Genomic DNA, 16,504 nt, shown 5'->3' with positions numbered 1-16,504 from the left:
GTTAAACTGCGGCCCCGAATTACAGCCAGGAAGCGTTGAATGCGTTCGCTCGTCAGTGGTGTGCTGCTCTCCATGGCCCTGGCGGGCCCGGTCGTGGCCGAACCACGCTCGTTTGCGGTCAATGACCGCAGCGGCCAATACCTGGTTGAAGTCCTGATTCCGGAGCCACCAGAAGATCCGCATCAATTGGCGCAAGCGTTCATCACCGTGCGCGACAACAGCACACACCAAACCCTGCAGCAATTGCAGACCCCGGCCGGTAATGTGCCAGTGGATCGCAACGGCAAGGTCGATAACTGGCTACTCGGCCCCCAGAGCCTGCTGTACTTCGACGACTTCAACTTCGATGGCCGCCAGGACTTGGCAATTCGCAACGGCAACGACCCCGACGCGAGCTACAAACCGACGTTCGACATCTACTTGCAAGACCCGCAGAAAACCCAATGGGTCCTCAATCCTGCCCTGACGAACCTGGCGAAGGAGGACAGCAAAGGCATGTTCTCCGTCAGCCCGCTGGACAGCGTTCTGCTATCGCAAACCGAGCGTGACTGCTGCTGGACCCGCGCCACTCAATGGAAAATGCGCGGCGACGAGTTGGTCCTGCTTCACTCTGACACCGAGGAGCAAATCCAGCCGACCGAGCCTGGTGAAAACACCAGCATGCCCAGTGGCTACACACTGCACACCATCGGCGAATGGAAAGACGGCCAGTGGCACGAACAATCGAACTTGGAAGGCCCGGCCACAGAAGACCTCGTCATGCTCGCGGGTACTCTCAATGCAAAGATTCCGGTAGAGATCTGGTACCAGGAGCAGGGCGCGATCATCATCGGCGAAGTGCGCCACACCAAGGCTGGCAAAGGTGAGCCGATCAAGTTACTGGGAGCTCGGGAAGACGATGACGACTGGATCAGCCTTCACGAGTTTGCTGGCGATGGACGTCAAACGGGCACCTGGCGGATCACCCGGGAAAAAGTCGAACCCTACAACGTCACCGGTACGTGGATCAGCGGCACCAAGAGCGACGAGCACAAGCTGGCGGTAGTGCTGCACGATGAAGAGCATGAACCGGATTACGACAAACTCGATGGCGTCGACCGCGACCAGCGCAGCGGCCATTACCAGATGCGCCAGGATTCTCTGGGTCGCGACGGCGACTTGGACTTGAAGATCCTGCCTGATCGGGATGCCAATGGGAAAGAAGTCGCGGAGTTTACCGTGACCTTGAAAGGCATCGTGACCGAGCATCAAGTCGTGCCGATGGAAACTGAAAACCTGATCGTTGTGCGTGAGCCGCAAGCTTCCGAGAAAAATGGCCCGTATCACATACAGCTGGTGAAGAATTTTGCGGTCATCAATTACAACGCTGCACCGGACTCCCAGGACATGTTGACCGGGATGTACCTGAAGCAACGTTGAGCAAGACATTAGTCGCCAGGCGTAGTGAGTCGCAAGGGCACACGGTTTCTGGGTCGTTAACTAGTCACTAAATTCGGGGGAGCGCAGCCCCTCACGGTCAGGTGCTCCTGCGGATCATCGCAGGACGCCTGCTGAAATAGGGATTGTTTTGCCTTGAAGTGGAATGTTATTGTCATAACATGGTAAAAAATGATGACAGTCAAATAACATTTCGCGTCCGGGAATTCTGAAGACCCATGGAAAAGAACAGCTTCCTGCAGCTGCTGGAGCGAGAGTTCTCCAACCTCACCCCGACTGGCAAACGGATTGCCAGCTATCTGTTGGGTAACCCGGAACAGCTTCCGTTCGAGTCTGCTGATAGCATCGCGCAGCAGACCTCCACCACTGGTATTTCTGTAGGGCGCTTTTTTCGGTCCCTTGGTTACCAGAATATCGATGAAGTCAAACAGAGCCTGCGCGTTGAAACGCCAGCGTCGTGGCTTATCACCGATCGCATTGGCGCCTTTCGTGCCGAAAGCAATCAGCAAGATGCGCTTGATCGATCCCTGAATCGCGAGATCGAGGCCATTCGGTACGTCTACGGCATAGCGCGCAGCGACGCATTCGCCGATATCGTGCAACGCATCTACGAAGCCGATGCAGTGTTCATTCTCGGCATTCAGTCCACTCGAGGGATTCTCACTGCGTTCCATAGTCACCTTGAGTATATTCGGCCCAAGGTCTACTACGTCGATGGTCTATCAGGCATTTACGCAGAAACCCTGAATTCCGGCTTCGCCAATCCCTACGCAATCATTGCGGATTTCCGTGCTTATTCCAGCATCACTCAGACCTTCTGCGACGCGGCAATAGACAACAACCTCCCATTAGCACTGATCACCGACCTGCAATGCCCGTGGGCCAGAGACTACCCACTTGACCTCTTGCAGCTGAAAACCGATGTCGGACAGTTCTGGGATTCCCCCGCGCCATTAGCCTGCCTGTTAAATCTCATCGTCTCAGCCGTCGCTGAAAAATACGGCGATCGGCTCGATGAGCGCTTGGCCAAGAACCGTCAATTGCAAAAAGCTTTCGGTCAGTTCGAAGGCTGATCCTTATCGTCCCACCGAATCCCAACTGGAGTATTGGCGTGAACAACAGCCCCCTTGTAGAGATCGATGCCCAGCGCCATCAGGTGCAAATCGATTTGATCTACGCCGGTGCAGACAACCTGGCAGGAAGAGTGATTTATCCAAATGCGCGTTGCCTGTTACATCACCAGGCTGCCGACTGTTTGTACAAGGCCAGTCAGCTCGCGCGTCAGGCCGGGTTTACCCTTCGCATCTATGACGCCTATCGGCCGCCATATGCTCAGTACCTGTTGTGGGATGCGCTGCCCAACAACGACTACGTGCGTGACCCGCATTTGGGCTCCCACCACAGCCGCGGCGTGGCGGTGGACCTGACCCTGGTCGGTGCTGATGGCGAGCCGTTGAATATGGGGACCGAATTCGACGCAATGGAAGAAAAATCCCACCAGTTCTATCCCGACTTGCCAGTAGACGTGCAACGCAATCGATTGCTGTTGGTGGGGATCATGCTCGCCGCCGGCTTCCAGGCGATTGCCACCGAGTGGTGGCATTACGAACTTCCGAATGCTGATGACTACCCATTACTGGAGGTCGTTTAAATCACGGATTGATAGCCCTGCAACGCCGTGCAGCCCACGTTCAGTGCGGCTGATAACAAAATAACAAGACAGCGTTACTTACGTTTCACCTGCAACTGCCCGGTTATAGCTTTTATAAAAAACCTGACGTACTTCCCTCTATCGAATGATCAAGGAAACCGGCATGAACCCAATGAACACCGTGACCAGCAAAACCTTTCCCGGCGCTGGCAAGCTATTGCTGAGTGTTTTGTGCAGCGCACTGAGCCTCGGTGCCTGGCAGGCCGCGACAGCGGCTGTACCGCAAGACACCCTGGTCATCGGCAAACCCGCTGATCCCCAGACCCTCGACCCAGCCGTGACCTTTGATAACAACGACTGGACCATCACCTACCCGTCGTACCAACGGCTGGTCGGCTACAAGGTCGAAGGCGATAAAAGCAGTACTGAAGTTCAGGGCGACCTGGCCGAGAGCTGGACCGTTTCGGCGGACAATCTGGTCTGGGAATTCAAGCTCAAACCCGGCAACAAATTTGATGACGGCGCCCCAGTAGATGCTGCCGCGGTTAAGTTTTCCTTTGATCGCCTGATGACCCTCAAGCAAGGACCTTCCGGTGCATTTCCGGAGGACATGGTGGTCGCGGTTGTCGACCCGCAAACCATTCGGTTCACCCTGAAGACGCCTTTCGCGCCGTTCCTGTTTACCCTGGCCCACAATGGTGCTTCGATCATCAACCCCGATGTGGTCAATAAAAGCGCGGACGTCAATGCCTGGCTGTCGAGCCACACCGCTGGCTCCGGTCCCTTCCGCTTGAGCAACTGGCAAAAAGGCCAGTCGTTGACCATGGAGCCGAACACCTACTTCGCCGGTCCCAAACCTGCGCTTAAAACCGTGGTGATCAAGATCATCGGTGAGCCCTCCGTGCGTCGCCTGCAGTTGGAGAGGGGCGACCTGGACATCATCGAGGACATGCCCGAAGACCAGCTCGGCGTTCTGGCCAGCAAGCCGGGCGTCGCGGTGAAGGAGTTCCCGTCGCTACGGGTCACTTATCTCTACCTGAACAACAAAAAGGGTCCACTGACCAGCGTCGAAGCTCGTCGTGCGATCACCGAAGCGGTGGACTACAACGGCATCGTCAAAGGCATTCTCAGGGACAAGGCCAAGCTCATGAACGGACCGATCCCTGACGGCATGTGGGCTTATGACAGTTCGTTGCCGCCGATGAAGCAAGACATGGCAGCCGCCAAGGCCAGCCTCGCCAAAACACCGCAGAAAATCACCAACCTCAGCTACATGTACTCGGACAAGGATCCTAACTGGGAACCGATCGGCTTGACCCTGCAAGCAGCATTGGCGCCGCTGGGTATCAACCTCAAGCTGGAAAAGCTCGCCAACGCCACCCTGCGTGAGCGCGTTGGCCAGGCGGACTACGACATCGCGGTGGGCTCCTGGAGCCCGGACTTTGCGGATCCCTACATGTTCATGAACTTCTGGTTCGATTCCAAGATGCAGGGCCTGCAAGGCAACCGTTCGTTCTACAGCAACCCGCAGGTCGACCAGTTGATCCGAGAAGCGGCCGCTGATAGCGACACCGCGAAGCGCGTCGAGCTGTACCAGAGCGCGCAGAAAATGGTGCTCAAGGACAGCGTCTACGCCTACCTCTATCAGAAGAGCTACACCCTGCCGATGCGTGACTCGGTCAAGGGCTACGTGTTCAACCCGATGCTCGAACAGGTGTTCAACCTGGGCAGCATGAGCAAATAAACCGGCTCCTTCGCGCTGGCCATTCGTGGCTGGCGCGGCTTCTGATTATCGTCGCTGGTGTGACTGAGGTGCCAAAATGGCCTTCCTGACTTTGTTGCGCAAGCGCCTGCTCGGCCTGTTGCTGGTCGTGTTCGGCGTTTCGCTGATTACCTTTGCAATTTCGCATCTGATCCCGGGTGATCCTGCCCGATTGATCGCTGGCGACCGTGCCAGTGATGCGTTGGTGGCCGGCATACGTCATCAATTGGGATTGGATCTGCCGCTGTATCAACAATACGGTCGTTACTTGATGGACCTGGTGCAGGGAGACCTGGGAACCTCGATACGCACCAGCCGCCCGGTTCTGGAGGATTTGCAGACGTTCTTCCCGGCGACGCTGGAACTGGCACTGGTAGCGCTGGTGCTTGCGATCCTGGCCGGTGTGCCGCTTGGCGTGCTATCAGCGGTTTACCATAATCGGGCGATTGACCAGATCGCCCGTACCCTTGCAGTCACCGGCATTTCAACGCCGGCCTTTTGGCTAGGCCTGGGCGCAATCGTTCTGTTCTACGGTCATCTGGGTTGGTTGCCGGGAGGAGGGCGGCTGTCCGAAGGGCTTGCTCCGCCGCCGACAATCAGCGGTTTCTATCTGCTCGACTCGCTGCTTGCCGGTAATGGCAAGCTGTTTCTCGATGCCGTGGAGCATCTGATTCTCCCGGCGGCAACCCTGGGGTTCGTGACCTTGGGGGTCGTCGCACGACAGATTCGTTCAGCCATGCTCGATCAACTCGGCGAAGACTATATCCGCACCGCCCGCGCCTACGGCTTGTCCCGATGGACTGTGATCCTGCGCCATGCACTCCCTAACGCGCTCATTCCTTCGGTGACGGTACTCGGACTGACCCTTGGGGATTTGCTGTATGGCGCAGTGCTGACCGAAACGGTATTTGCCTGGCCCGGTATGGGCGCATATGTCGTCAAGTCGATCCAGTCGTTGGATTTCCCGGCGGTGATGGGCTTCGCCATTCTGGTTTCGTTCATTTATGTACTGCTGAACATGGCCATCGATATCGTTTACCGCGTGATCGACCCACGCATCGGCGAGGTAAGTTGAAATGTCCGCGACCCTGATAGCCACGCGCCGCCCGCGCTGGAACGAAAAACTCGCCTATCTGACCTTCCGCATCCGCCGCAGCCCTCTTACCATGGCGGGGCTGGCGATCACTTTTATCGTCTTGCTGTGCATGATCTTCGCCCCTTGGCTCGCCAGTCACGACCCTAACGCACTGAACTTGGCCGAGCGCCTGGCACCGCCATCCAGCACCCATTGGTTCGGCACCGACGAAGTCGGCCGCGACTTGTTCAGCCGCGTGCTCTTCGGTAGCCAGCAGTCGGTGGGTGTCGGTCTGTTCGTGGCTTTTGCATCCTGCTTTATTGGCGGCTTGCTGGGGTGCTTTTCCGGGGTCATCGGTGGTCGTTTCGATACGTTGATCATGCGTCTGATGGACATCATGCTGTCGGTGCCATCGCTGGTACTGATCATGGCCTTGGCAGCTGCGTTGGGCGCGAGCCTGTTCAACGCGATGCTGGCGATTACGCTTGTGCGAATTCCTTCCTATGTCCGGCTAGCCCGTGGCCAAGCCTTGAGCATCCGCGAAATGGGTTATGTCAAGGCCGCCCAAACCTTCGGGGCAGGGCGCTGGCACGTCGTGCACTGGCACGTGGCGCGTAATGCAATGCCGCCATTGCTGGTGCAACTGAGCCTGGATATCGGCAGCGCGATCCTCATGGCTTCGGCTCTGGGCTTCATCGGCCTGGGAGCGCAGCAGCCTACGGCGGAGTGGGGGGCGATGGTCGCCACCGGGCGCAACTACATTCTCGATAACTGGTGGTATTCGACCTTTCCAGGGCTGGCGATTCTGATCACGGCCACCGGGTTCAACTTGCTGGGCGATGGCGTACGCGATCTGCTCGACCCACGGCAACAGGGGAAATGACCATGCATGCGTCGAGTCCAGTATTGTCCATCGACAACCTGAGCCTGGAGTTCCCGGCTTACAAAAACAACGTCAAAGCCCTGAATGGCGTGTCGCTACACGTCAATCCCGGCGAAATCGTCGGTATCGTCGGCGAGTCCGGATCGGGCAAGTCGGTCACGGCCATGCTCAGTATGCGATTGTTGCCCGAGCGCAGCTATCGCATCACGGCCGGCAGCCTGAGCATGCTCGGTCGCGACATGCTGGCAGCGCCTGAAAAGGAGTTACTGACGATTCGTGGACGCGATGCCGCGATGATTTTCCAGGAGCCGATGACTGCCTTGAACCCGACGCGGCGTATCGGTAGGCAAATGCTCGATGTGATCATTCATCACCAGAAGATCAGCGCCGCCCAAGCCCGTCTCAAGGCGATCGCACTGTTGCGCGACATGCACATAGCCAGCCCGGAACAAGTATTGGAGAGCTATCCTTTCGAACTGTCTGGCGGCATGCGTCAGCGGGTGATGATCGCCCTGGCGTTCTCCTGCGAACCTCAATTGCTGATCGCCGACGAGCCGACAACGGCCCTCGACGTGACCGTGCAACGCCAGGTGTTGTTGCTGTTACGAGAAAAAGCCAGGCAGCGGGGCACGGCTATCTTGCTCATCACTCATGACATGGCGTTGGTTTCGCAGTTCTGCGACCGGGTTTACGTCATGTACACAGGGGCTGTGGTCGAGCAAGGGCGCACGGCTGACGTCATGGGGAATCCGCAGCATCCCTATACGCAAGGGTTGCTCAGTGGTCTGCCGGAAATGGTCGAGCCAGGCCAGCCGCTACTGACCATTCCCGGTCAGGTGCCGAACCTGGCTTCTTTGCCTGTAGGTTGCACTTTCCAGGAGCGTTGTACGTACGCTATGCCGGTGTGTGCCAAACGTCCGAATCTCAACACTATCAACGGTAATGACCAACGTAAAAGCGCGTGCTGGTTACCGGTCAAGGAGCTTTCGTGATGAACAGTGCAGTCTTTCAACCCATCACCCAAATGGCACCCACGATTCTTCAGCTGAACGATGTTCACGTGCGCTTCCCCGTGAGTAATGACTGGTTGGGACGGCCGCGCGGTTATGCCCACGCCCTGAACGGTATTGATCTTCAGGTGCGGGCAGGGGAGACCCTGGGTATTGTCGGCGAGTCAGGTTGCGGTAAGAGCACCTTGGCTCAATTGCTGATGGGCCTGGTGCCGCCCAGCAGCGGTGGACTGAACTGGGCCAATCGCAGCGGCGAGGGCAGTAGCAACGTTCAGATTGTTTTCCAGGATCCACAGTCTTCGCTTGATCCGCGCCTGCCTATCTGGAAAATCATTACCGAACCGTTATACGCCCGAGGCCATGCCAACCATGCGCAGATGCGCGATGTGGCCGCCAGGGTCGCGGCCCAAGTCGGCATCCGCCCGGAATATCTGGACCGCTTCGCGCACCAGTTTTCCGGGGGCCAGCGTCAGCGCATCGCCATTGCCCGGGCCCTTTCGTCAGACCCGGATATCATTGTCCTGGACGAACCCACATCGGCGCTGGATATCTCGGTTCAGGCGCAGATTCTCAACTTGCTGGCAGAGCTGCAAAGTGCCCGCAATCTGACGTACATCCTGATTTCTCACAACGTATCAGTGGTGCGTCATATGGCTAATCGGGTAGCGGTCATGTACTTGGGGCAAATCGTTGAACTGGGCAGCGCTGCTCAAGTGCTTGATGAGCCACGTCATCCCTATACTCGCTTATTGCTCGAAGCGGTACCACGACTGGGCGTGCCACTCCACGACGAGCAAGTTGCGGCACCTACCGAATTACCGGGGAACCGTCGACTACCCAGTGGCTGCTTCTTCCGCGAACGCTGCAATCTATGCACCGTTGGCTGCGAGAAGCCGCAGGCCTTGTTGGGCGATGAGCAGCAGTGTGTGCGATGTCATTTACAGGATTGAGTCACTGGTTTCGCCAATCCTCCCCACCTTAGAAACGGAAAGAGCCAAAAGACTGAGTAAGCGTTGGGGCAGGCAAGGTGAAAATGAACAAGGCCGCAAATGCGGCCTCATTCTGTGCTTATTCCTTACGCAACAGCACCCTGGTCACCCGACGCTCTTCGACCTCCATCACGGTCATGCTCCATCCTTGCCAACTGTGCATGTCTCCAATCATCGGCAAGCGATCCAGCAGGCTCATCACTAACCCAGCAAGCGTCTGGTAATCTTCCGTCGCTTTCGCCTGGAACCCGGTGTGTTCGCGGACCTGACTGAGATTCAGGGCACCGCTGACGAGGAAACCTCCATCCTGGGCGACAATATTCGGTCCTTCGATTTCACTGGCATCCGGCAGCTCACCGGCAATGGATTGCAGGATGTCGGTCATAGTGAGAAGGCCGACGAAGTCACCGAACTCGTTCACCACGAACGCGATGTGGGTCAACTCCTTACGCATCTGCTCCAGTGCATTGAGGATCGTGAAACTGTCGAGCAGGTTGATGGCTTTGCGCGCCATGACTTCCAGATTCGGCTGATTGCCCGCCAGTATTTCCTTGAGCAATTCTTTCTTATGGACAAAGCCTAGCGGCTCATCCACGCGTCCTTCCCGGATCAATGGCAAGCGTGAGTACGAAGAATGCATCAGCGCCGTACGGAGTTCTTGAGCCGAATCTGCCAAGTCGAGGTGGTCGATTTGTGCACGAGGCGTCATCACGCTGCGAATCGGGCGCTCGGCCAATTGCAGCACACCACTGATCATGACCCGTTCGCGCCGATGGAAAACCTGCTCCGGCTCGTCGCCTTCCAGCAGGTCGGCGATTTCCTCACCGACCTCATCGGCCCCCAGCTTTTGACCGCCCAGCAGGCGCAACACCGCATGGGCGGTACGCTCGCGCATCGGCCGAAGACCTTGCAGGCTTTTCTTGCGACGGGAGCGCGCCAGCTGGTTGAACAATTCAATCAGGATCGAGAAACCAATCGCGGCGTACAAGTAACCTTTCGGAATGTGGAAACCCAGGCCCTCAGCCGTGAGACTGAAGCCGATCATCATCAAAAAGCCCAGGCACAGCATGATGACAGTAGGGTGGCCATTGACGAATTTTGTCAGCGGCTTGCTCGCGATCATCATCAAGCCGATAGAGAACATCACCGCGATCATCATGACCGACAGATGCTCCACCATACCCACGGCCGTGATCACCGCATCCAGGGAAAAGACCGCGTCCAGCACCACAATCTGCGCAACGATCGGCCAGAACATCGCATAGGCGGCATTGCCGGACCGTTGCGCCACGTGGCCCTCGAGTCGCTCATGCAATTCCATGGTTGCCTTGAACAACAGGAACACACCACCGAACAGCATGATCAAGTCCCGGCCCGAGAACGTCTTGCCGAAGACCTCGAACAGCGGGTTGGTCAACGTCACCATCCAGGAGATGCTGGCAAGCAGGCCAAGGCGCATCAGCAACGCCAGGGACAAACCGATGATACGAGCACGGTCGCGCTGCTCGGGCGGAAGTTTGTCAGCCAGGATGGCGATGAATACAAGGTTATCGATGCCGAGCACCAGCTCCAGCACGATCAAGGTCAGCAGGCCCAACCAGGCCGTGGGGTCCACGATCCATTCCATGGGTTATTCGCTCCCTCGGACGATCAATGCGAAGGAAGAAGGCTGCAACGAACGTAGGCAGAGCGCAGGAGCGCTGGAGTGAATTCTGTTCTTTGGAAAGCTACTGGGAGGTTCCTGGAGCGTGTTCATACAGACCTGGAAATAATTGGGGAAGAAATCCTACAACGGTTTCCAACGCTTCATACGAGACGATTTATTACAGGATCTGACAGGATGGCGATTGATCCCGCGCAGCGCGGGCGACGCGGATGGGCTTATGCCGAGCTGAGTGCTGCAGATTTCACACAGCGTCGTGGGCAGGTGATCCGTGAGCAAAACTGAACGTGAGGCGATAAAGCACCCGTGCAAGATTTTGCCCTCGACATGAAAAGAGATTACTTCCGAGAGCTGCTGAGGCCAGGTGTTGCTGGCTTCAAATCTGCTGGATGACCCGGCTGAAATGGAAACATGATGTTACGTGTAATGTATATTATGTTAAACGACGTGTTTATACTTTCAAGACTCCCATCAGCTCTGATGTCCATTTCCACAAAACCCCGTTTACTGAAATCAGCCCTTTCGCACCTGACGCTCTGAGGACTGATTAGCACCTGGTACGTCTGCTAAACGTAGATTCACCACTCAGTGATTTCAGCGCGCGCTTTCACCAATGTTGCGGCCGTTCATCTCGTTCCCAATCATTCCTCCCTATCGCAGCCTGCTTGATTGGATGCGCGCTGACTTTGAGGATTACTCGGCCTTCATCCTCAACCCAACTAGCGCCTGGGTCACTCCAAGCAAACAAACTCGTTTCCTGGGCTGATGCTCATCGACATCTTGGGCCATGAAGACTATGCAGAATGGCCAGGCGCAGCTTCGTTTCGATTCAAGCTGTAGATCTCATCGTCATGCCCTGTATCGCTTTAACCGTGTTGCAGCCTACAATCGCCGCCCTCATAAAATGGAATTTAACGATGCAGTTTCTAAGAGCTTTAGTGCTTGGCGCTGCGGTGATTGCCCTGGGAGGTTGCGCGATAGGCCAAACCATCGATTACCGCCAATCCAGCCCCGAGGTTAAGTTACGCTCGGCAACACCGGTGCTGGTGCAAGTGGTTGATCAGAGGCCTTACGTGCTTGCGCTCGACAAGAAACCTACCTTCGTAGGTCGTATTCGTGGCCTTTACTACAACCCATGGAACGTGAATACAAAGTCGGGCTTGCCGCTGGCCGATGATCTCGCTCAAGCCGTTCGTACAGGTCTAACCAAGGCGCGTATCTCAGCTGCTGTGGGCCAGGGCGTCACTGCAGCACCTGCTGGGCAAAGGTTGCTTGTGCTCACGTTGCGCGAATGGAAAATGGACGCCTATATGAGAGTCCGCTTCGATTTCGACGTCGGCCTGGCTGTCATTGATGAGCACGGGGCGGTACTGGCCTCCCAAGACGTTAAAGGCAGCGGTGCTGTGCAGAATTTGATTGGCGCGGGCGCCAGCGTACTGCGCCAGGCGCTCGCCAGCCCTGGTGTGACGCAGGCCTTGGAGCCTGTTAGAGAGAGCACCTCCTCTTCCGCTAGAACGCCCTTCTCGCCGGCGGCCGAAAGCGTTGATAGAGTAGACTGGCGTCTTTGACGTTCGCCGGGAACGTTCCTTCGAAGGTGCGGAGCAGCTAAGTGTAAGAATTGTGCAGCGGGGAAAATCGTTAACCCACTCACTCCTTGGTCGATTTGGGTATCGCAATACGGCTACTGGTCTTGACCTCGCGCAACGCCAGGCTCGACTGAATGGAAGCAATACCCACCTGACGCCTGAGCACGTGCTCGATAAAGTCACTGTAGCTATCAAGATCCTCTGCCAACACTTGCAGCACGTAATCGGCATCCCCGGTGATCTTGTGACAGGACAATACTTCGGGCAGTTGCGCAATCACCGCCTCGAAGGCGTCGGGAGCGTGATCGGCGTGGGTGGAAAAACGGATGTGCACGAACGCCATGATATCCAACCCCAGCATGCGTCGATCAAGGTTCGCCTGATAGCCCTTGATCACGCCCGCCTCCTCCATTCTCTTTCGCCGCCGCCAGCAAGGCGTGAGGCTTAGCGACAGGCGCTCGCTGAGTTCGGCGTTGGAAATGCTCGCATCATCTTGCAGCAAGGTGAGTATCGCCAAGTCAGTTTCGTCGAGACTGATGCGTTTGGATGATTTTTTCTTCATTTCGGGATTCCTGAGTAAAAAAGTCCGAAAAATCTAGAAAGCCACGAATATAAAGCAAAGAAAGCGCATCCAGTCCAGAACAGAATATTTGCACTGGTTCACATTAACGGATGCGCAGAATGTTTACAGTTTTCAGTGATTCCCACCGTTTGCACCACGGCACCGAGTTGAAAGACGGCGTGCTCAAACCGTCCTTCGAACAACCCAGCCGGGCCGATACCGTCCATAATCGAGTCAAGCAGGTAGGCCTTGGCCAGATCGTCGAGCCACGGGCCTTTGACCGATCGTGTTACGTCAATGCGCACAGCGAGCGCTATGTCAGCTTTCTTGAAAGCGCATGGTCACAATGGTGTGCGACCGGACGTACCCACGATGCCTTGCCGCTGGTATGGCCAGTGCGCGATTTGTCCAACGATCAAGTCCCGACGTTCATCGACGGGAAGCTCGGTTTCTTCGCCATGGATGCCGGTTCTCCAATTACCGCGACCACATGGCAAGCCGTAAAGACCAGCGCAGACATTGCCCTCACCGGCCTGGCGCTGATCGATGAGGGCCATGACAGTGCCTTCGCCCTGTGCCGTCCGCCCGGCCATCACGCAGCGCGCGAATACATGGGTGGCTATTGCTATCTCAACAACGCCGCCATTGCCGCACAACAGGCCATTACTCAAGGTGCGAAGCGTGTCGCGGTACTGGACGTCGACTTCCATCATGGTAATGGCACCCAGAACATCTTCTACGAACGCAGCGACGTCATGTTCGTGTCGCTGCACGGCGAACCCGCGGTTTCTTATCCGTACTACTCAGGCTTTAGCCACGAAGTCGGTGCCGGCCGCGGCGAAGGTTACAACCTCAACTACCCGTTGCCGAAAAACACGACCTGGGAAAGCTATCGCAATGCCCTGCTCCACGCCTGCGGGAAACTCCAGCAATTCGCCCCTGAAGTGCTGGTTATTTCACTCGGCGTCGACACGTTCAAGGACGACCCTATCAGCCACTTCCTGCTGGAGAGCGAAGATTTCATCGGCATCGGCGAGCTGATAGCGGATGTGGGTTGCCCCACTCTGTTCGTGATGGAAGGCGGCTATATGGTCGATGAAATCGGAATCAATGCAGTCAATGTGCTGCATGGCTTCGAGAGCAAACGCCCCTGAGTCGTCCCCTGCCCCGCAACGTTGTTACTACTGAACCGGAGAATAAAAACATGACTCTTTTTATAGACGTCGATCATGCCGCACGCCTGTTCGCCACAGTGGGCATTCGCCGCTCAATCCGCGAAATGGCAGATTACATCGAAGCTGACTATTCACGTTGGGCGCAGTTTGATAAGTCGCCCCGCACCGCCAATCATTCGGCCAAGGGTGTGATCGAGTTGATGCCGACCGACGATGGCCAGCAGTACTCGTTCAAGTACGTCAATGGTCATCCGGACAACGGTCAAAGCAATTTGCTGACGGTCATGGCCTTCGGTGTCCTGGCCGATGTCCACAGCGGCTATCCAACCCTGCTCAGTGAACTGACGCTGACCACCGCTGTGCGCACTGCCGCGACCTCTGCCTTGGTAGCGAAGTCCCTGGCGCGCCCGGATGCAAGCATCATGGCCATCATCGGCAATGGCGCCCAGAGCGAATTTCAGGCCCTCGCCTTCCATGAAATGCTATCGATCAAGGAACTGCGCATATTCGATATCGATCGTGACGCCTCGCTTAAGTTGAAGCATAACCTGTCCGCATTCCCGGATCTTGAGGTGATCCTGGCCGGCTCTGTGCAAGAAGCGGTCAAGGGCGCAGACATCGTCACCACGGTCACTGCAGATAAAGCCTACGCAACGATTTTGACGCCCGAGATGATCGAGCCCGGCATGCATATCAATGCCGTAGGGGGTGACTGTCCGGGGAAAACCGAGCTGCACGCCGAGATATTGCGCAATGCCCGGGTCATCGTTGAATTTGAACCTCAGACCCGGATTGAAGGTGACATCCAGCAATTGGAAGCCGACTTCCCCGTTGTCGAGTTTTTCCGGATCGTTAAGGGCGAAATTAAGGGCCGCGAGAACGACGCACAGGTCACTGTGTTCGATTCGGTGGGTTTTGCCCTTGAAGACTTTTCGTCACTGCGCTACGTGCTAGACCTGGCCCAGGAGCATGCAATCGGTGAGCACATCCACCTGGTGCCGACGCCTGCCAACATAAAAAACCTCTACCAAATCCTCGATCAGCAGCCAGCAATCGTCCCCTCACGCCTGCGCACAGTGAGCTGAAAACCATAGGTGATGCCCCTGAGCAAAGTGCCAAGGGGCTACTCACCACTGTGAGTACACGGCAAATCTCGCTATTCACAAACAACCACCGTCAATAGCCGTTGCATCCCTAACAAATACGCAAGACACCACCTTTCTGCCAAAACTCAAAAACATAAAATCAAGAGGTTTTGTAATGAAATCGACTCCGTCAGGGCTGATTGAACAGCCCGCACTGCAGCGTACCCTCAGCAATCGACACATTCAATTAATGGCCATGGGAGGCGCCATCGGTACCGGTCTGTTCATGGGGACTGGGAAGATCATCGCCCTCTCGGGCACGTCCATCATCCTCATCTACATGATCATCGGTCTGTTCGTTTATTTCGTCATGCGTGCCATGGGCGAAATGCTGCTCTCCAACTTGAACTTCAAAACCTTCGCAGATTTTGCCGGTGCCTACCTCGGCCCGCGCGCAGCGTTCTTTCTTGGCTGGTCGTATTGGCTGAGCTGGAGCGTTGCGGTGATAGGTGATTGCGTAGTGGTCGGCGGATTTTTTCAGTATTGGTTCCCCGATGTACCCGCCTGGATACCATCCATCGGCATGCTGATGACCCTGTTCGCCTTGAATGTGCTGACGGTCAGGCTTTTTGGTGAAGTGGAGTTCTGGTTCGCGATCATCAAGATCATTGCCGTCATCACCCTGATTGGCGTCAGCATGGTGTTGATTGCCAGTTCCTTTGTATCACCCAGCGGTGTTACTGCATCTCTGAACCACCTGCTGGATAAACAAGCGGCCTTTCCCAACGGCCTGTTCGGTTTCTTTGCCGGTTTCCAGATGGCAATCTTCTCATTTGCCGGTACCGAACTGATCGGCACCGCCGCCGCCGAAACCCGCAACCCCGAGAAGACCCTACCGAAAGCCATCAACTCGATTCCGCTGAGAATCATCCTGTTTTATGTGCTCGCACTGGCCTGCATTATTGCAGTGACTTCGTGGCAACAGGTTTCGCCTAGCAAGAGCCCTTTCGTCGAACTGTTCCTGGTTGCAGGTTTTCCCGCAGCGGCCGGTATCGTTAACTTTGTGGTGCTGACGTCTGCCGCCTCCTCGGCCAACAGTGGTGTATTTTCGTCTAGCCGCATGCTGTTCGGACTGGCCAACCAGGACAACGCCCCGGGGATTTTCCGACGTCTGTCGAGCAATAGCGTGCCTCTGCTGAGCCTAGCGTTCACCACGCTGTTAATGCTCGTGGGCGTGCTGTTGCTTTTCATCGTTCCAGAAGTGATGACGGCATTCACCATTGTTTCTACTGTATCGGCAATCCTCGTGATCTTTACTTGGTCGACCATCCTCACCTCGTATATTGCCTACCGTAGAAAGCGACCTGAGCTGCATGCCAAATCGGCCTACAAAATGCCAGGCGGCGTACCAATGGCCTGGTTTTCCCTGGCGTTTCTGGCCTTTGTTCTTTGTCTGCTGGCATTGAGACCTGACACCCGTATTGCGTTGATGGTCATGCCAGGGTGGTTCATATGGTTGGCAATCGCTTACCAGTTGACCTGTTCCAGAAAGCCTAAAACCGCTGCTGGATCTGCCAGCCAATACAGTTGAGCTGGTAGGGAGCACCGTAAACCTCAACTCATCCT

General features: G+C 56.3%; 14 protein-coding genes. 12 read left to right on the top strand and 2 right to left on the bottom strand.

The genetic code is table 11. The features are described 5' to 3' along the window. Positions 1-39 precede the first annotated feature (39 nt). From J9870_RS14760 to J9870_RS14725, 8 genes are all read left to right on the top strand, one after another. On the top strand, positions 40-1,419 hold the full coding sequence (locus tag J9870_RS14760; RefSeq protein ID WP_210638757.1) for a hypothetical protein: 1,380 nt from the start codon (positions 40-42) through the stop codon (positions 1,417-1,419). A 236-nt stretch (positions 1,420-1,655) separates the two neighbouring features. Beyond that, positions 1,656-2,510, top strand: coding sequence for a MurR/RpiR family transcriptional regulator (locus tag J9870_RS14755; RefSeq protein ID WP_210638756.1), 855 nt, complete (start codon positions 1,656-1,658; stop codon positions 2,508-2,510). 38 nt (positions 2,511-2,548) lie between these two features. Beyond that, the gene (ddpX, locus tag J9870_RS14750) at positions 2,549-3,088 is read left to right on the top strand and encodes a D-alanyl-D-alanine dipeptidase (RefSeq protein WP_210638755.1); all 540 of its coding nucleotides are present in this window, start codon (positions 2,549-2,551) and stop codon (positions 3,086-3,088) included. Positions 3,089-3,251: 163 nt separating this feature from the next. Further along, positions 3,252-4,832 (top strand): ABC transporter substrate-binding protein, encoded by a 1,581-nt coding sequence (locus J9870_RS14745; protein WP_210638754.1) that lies wholly within the window; start codon positions 3,252-3,254, stop codon positions 4,830-4,832. A 76-nt stretch (positions 4,833-4,908) separates the two neighbouring features. Then, positions 4,909-5,925 (top strand): ABC transporter permease, encoded by a 1,017-nt coding sequence (locus J9870_RS14740; RefSeq protein WP_210638753.1) that lies wholly within the window; start codon positions 4,909-4,911, stop codon positions 5,923-5,925. Between the two features lies 1 nt (position 5,926). After that, positions 5,927-6,808 carry a D,D-dipeptide ABC transporter permease gene (gene ddpC / locus J9870_RS14735; protein WP_210638752.1) on the top strand — a complete coding sequence of 294 codons (882 nt, stop codon included), beginning with the start codon at positions 5,927-5,929 and terminating at the stop codon, positions 6,806-6,808. Between the two features lie 2 nt (positions 6,809-6,810). After that, complete coding sequence (locus J9870_RS14730) at positions 6,811-7,800, top strand: ABC transporter ATP-binding protein (RefSeq protein ID WP_210638751.1); 990 nt, start codon at positions 6,811-6,813, stop codon at positions 7,798-7,800. Continuing rightward, on the top strand, positions 7,800-8,768 hold the full coding sequence (locus tag J9870_RS14725) for an oligopeptide/dipeptide ABC transporter ATP-binding protein (RefSeq protein ID WP_210638750.1): 969 nt from the start codon (positions 7,800-7,802) through the stop codon (positions 8,766-8,768). Before J9870_RS14730 ends, J9870_RS14725 begins: the two co-directional genes overlap by 1 nt. Positions 8,769-8,886: 118 nt before the next feature. On the opposite strand, the gene J9870_RS14720 is transcribed toward J9870_RS14725, so the two are convergent. Further along, entirely contained in the window at positions 8,887-10,434 is a 1,548-nt protein-coding gene (locus tag J9870_RS14720) for a TerC family protein (RefSeq protein ID WP_210638749.1), read from the bottom strand. Positions 10,435-11,273: 839 nt separating this feature from the next. On the opposite strand from J9870_RS14720, the gene J9870_RS14715 reads away from it, so the two are divergent. Further along, a complete protein-coding gene (locus J9870_RS14715) occupies positions 11,274-12,038 on the top strand; it encodes a hypothetical protein (protein ID WP_210638748.1) in 765 nt (254 codons plus the stop codon). A gap of 79 nt (positions 12,039-12,117) precedes the next feature. On the opposite strand, the gene J9870_RS14710 is transcribed toward J9870_RS14715, so the two are convergent. After that, a complete protein-coding gene (locus tag J9870_RS14710) occupies positions 12,118-12,618 on the bottom strand; it encodes an Lrp/AsnC family transcriptional regulator (protein ID WP_210638747.1) in 501 nt (166 codons plus the stop codon). Positions 12,619-12,737: 119 nt separating this feature from the next. Between J9870_RS14710 and J9870_RS14705 the strand changes: the two genes are divergently transcribed. The 3 genes from J9870_RS14705 (at position 12,738) to J9870_RS14695 (ending at position 16,469) form a co-directional block, all read left to right on the top strand. Further along, complete coding sequence (locus tag J9870_RS14705) at positions 12,738-13,772, top strand: histone deacetylase family protein (protein ID WP_210638746.1); 1,035 nt, start codon at positions 12,738-12,740, stop codon at positions 13,770-13,772. 50 nt (positions 13,773-13,822) lie between these two features. After that, entirely contained in the window at positions 13,823-14,878 is a 1,056-nt protein-coding gene (locus J9870_RS14700) for an ornithine cyclodeaminase (protein ID WP_210638745.1), read from the top strand. 175 nt (positions 14,879-15,053) lie between these two features. Next, positions 15,054-16,469: an amino acid permease gene (locus J9870_RS14695; RefSeq protein ID WP_210638744.1), complete on the top strand. Its 1,416-nt coding sequence runs from the start codon at positions 15,054-15,056 to the stop codon at positions 16,467-16,469. Positions 16,470-16,504: the final 35 nt, after the last annotated feature.

The sequence above is a fragment of the Pseudomonas sp. Tri1 genome, from assembly GCF_017968885.1.
Taxonomy (GTDB): Bacteria; Pseudomonadota; Gammaproteobacteria; order Pseudomonadales; family Pseudomonadaceae; genus Aquipseudomonas.
This window is presented reverse-complemented; position numbering and strand designations above follow the sequence as displayed.

What these genes read in the sequence shown, in the direction of transcription:
- J9870_RS14760 (WP_210638757.1), top strand. Translation starts at nt 40, where the DNA reads ATGCGTTCGCTCGTCAGTGGTGTGCTGCTCTCCATGGCCCTGGCGGGC.
- J9870_RS14755 (WP_210638756.1), top strand. Translation starts at nt 1,656, where the DNA reads ATGGAAAAGAACAGCTTCCTGCAGCTGCTGGAGCGAGAGTTCTCCAAC.
- J9870_RS14745 (WP_210638754.1), top strand. Translation starts at nt 3,252, where the DNA reads ATGAACCCAATGAACACCGTGACCAGCAAAACCTTTCCCGGCGCTGGC.
- J9870_RS14740 (WP_210638753.1), top strand. Translation starts at nt 4,909, where the DNA reads ATGGCCTTCCTGACTTTGTTGCGCAAGCGCCTGCTCGGCCTGTTGCTG.
- ddpC (WP_210638752.1), top strand. Translation starts at nt 5,927, where the DNA reads ATGTCCGCGACCCTGATAGCCACGCGCCGCCCGCGCTGGAACGAAAAA.
- J9870_RS14730 (WP_210638751.1), top strand. Translation starts at nt 6,811, where the DNA reads ATGCATGCGTCGAGTCCAGTATTGTCCATCGACAACCTGAGCCTGGAG.
- J9870_RS14725 (WP_210638750.1), top strand. Translation starts at nt 7,800, where the DNA reads ATGAACAGTGCAGTCTTTCAACCCATCACCCAAATGGCACCCACGATT.
- J9870_RS14720 (WP_210638749.1), bottom strand. Translation starts at nt 10,434, where the DNA reads ATGGAATGGATCGTGGACCCCACGGCCTGGTTGGGCCTGCTGACCTTG.
- J9870_RS14715 (WP_210638748.1), top strand. Translation starts at nt 11,274, where the DNA reads ATGGCCAGGCGCAGCTTCGTTTCGATTCAAGCTGTAGATCTCATCGTC.
- J9870_RS14710 (WP_210638747.1), bottom strand. Translation starts at nt 12,618, where the DNA reads ATGAAGAAAAAATCATCCAAACGCATCAGTCTCGACGAAACTGACTTG.
- J9870_RS14705 (WP_210638746.1), top strand. Translation starts at nt 12,738, where the DNA reads ATGTTTACAGTTTTCAGTGATTCCCACCGTTTGCACCACGGCACCGAG.
- J9870_RS14700 (WP_210638745.1), top strand. Translation starts at nt 13,823, where the DNA reads ATGACTCTTTTTATAGACGTCGATCATGCCGCACGCCTGTTCGCCACA.
- J9870_RS14695 (WP_210638744.1), top strand. Translation starts at nt 15,054, where the DNA reads ATGAAATCGACTCCGTCAGGGCTGATTGAACAGCCCGCACTGCAGCGT.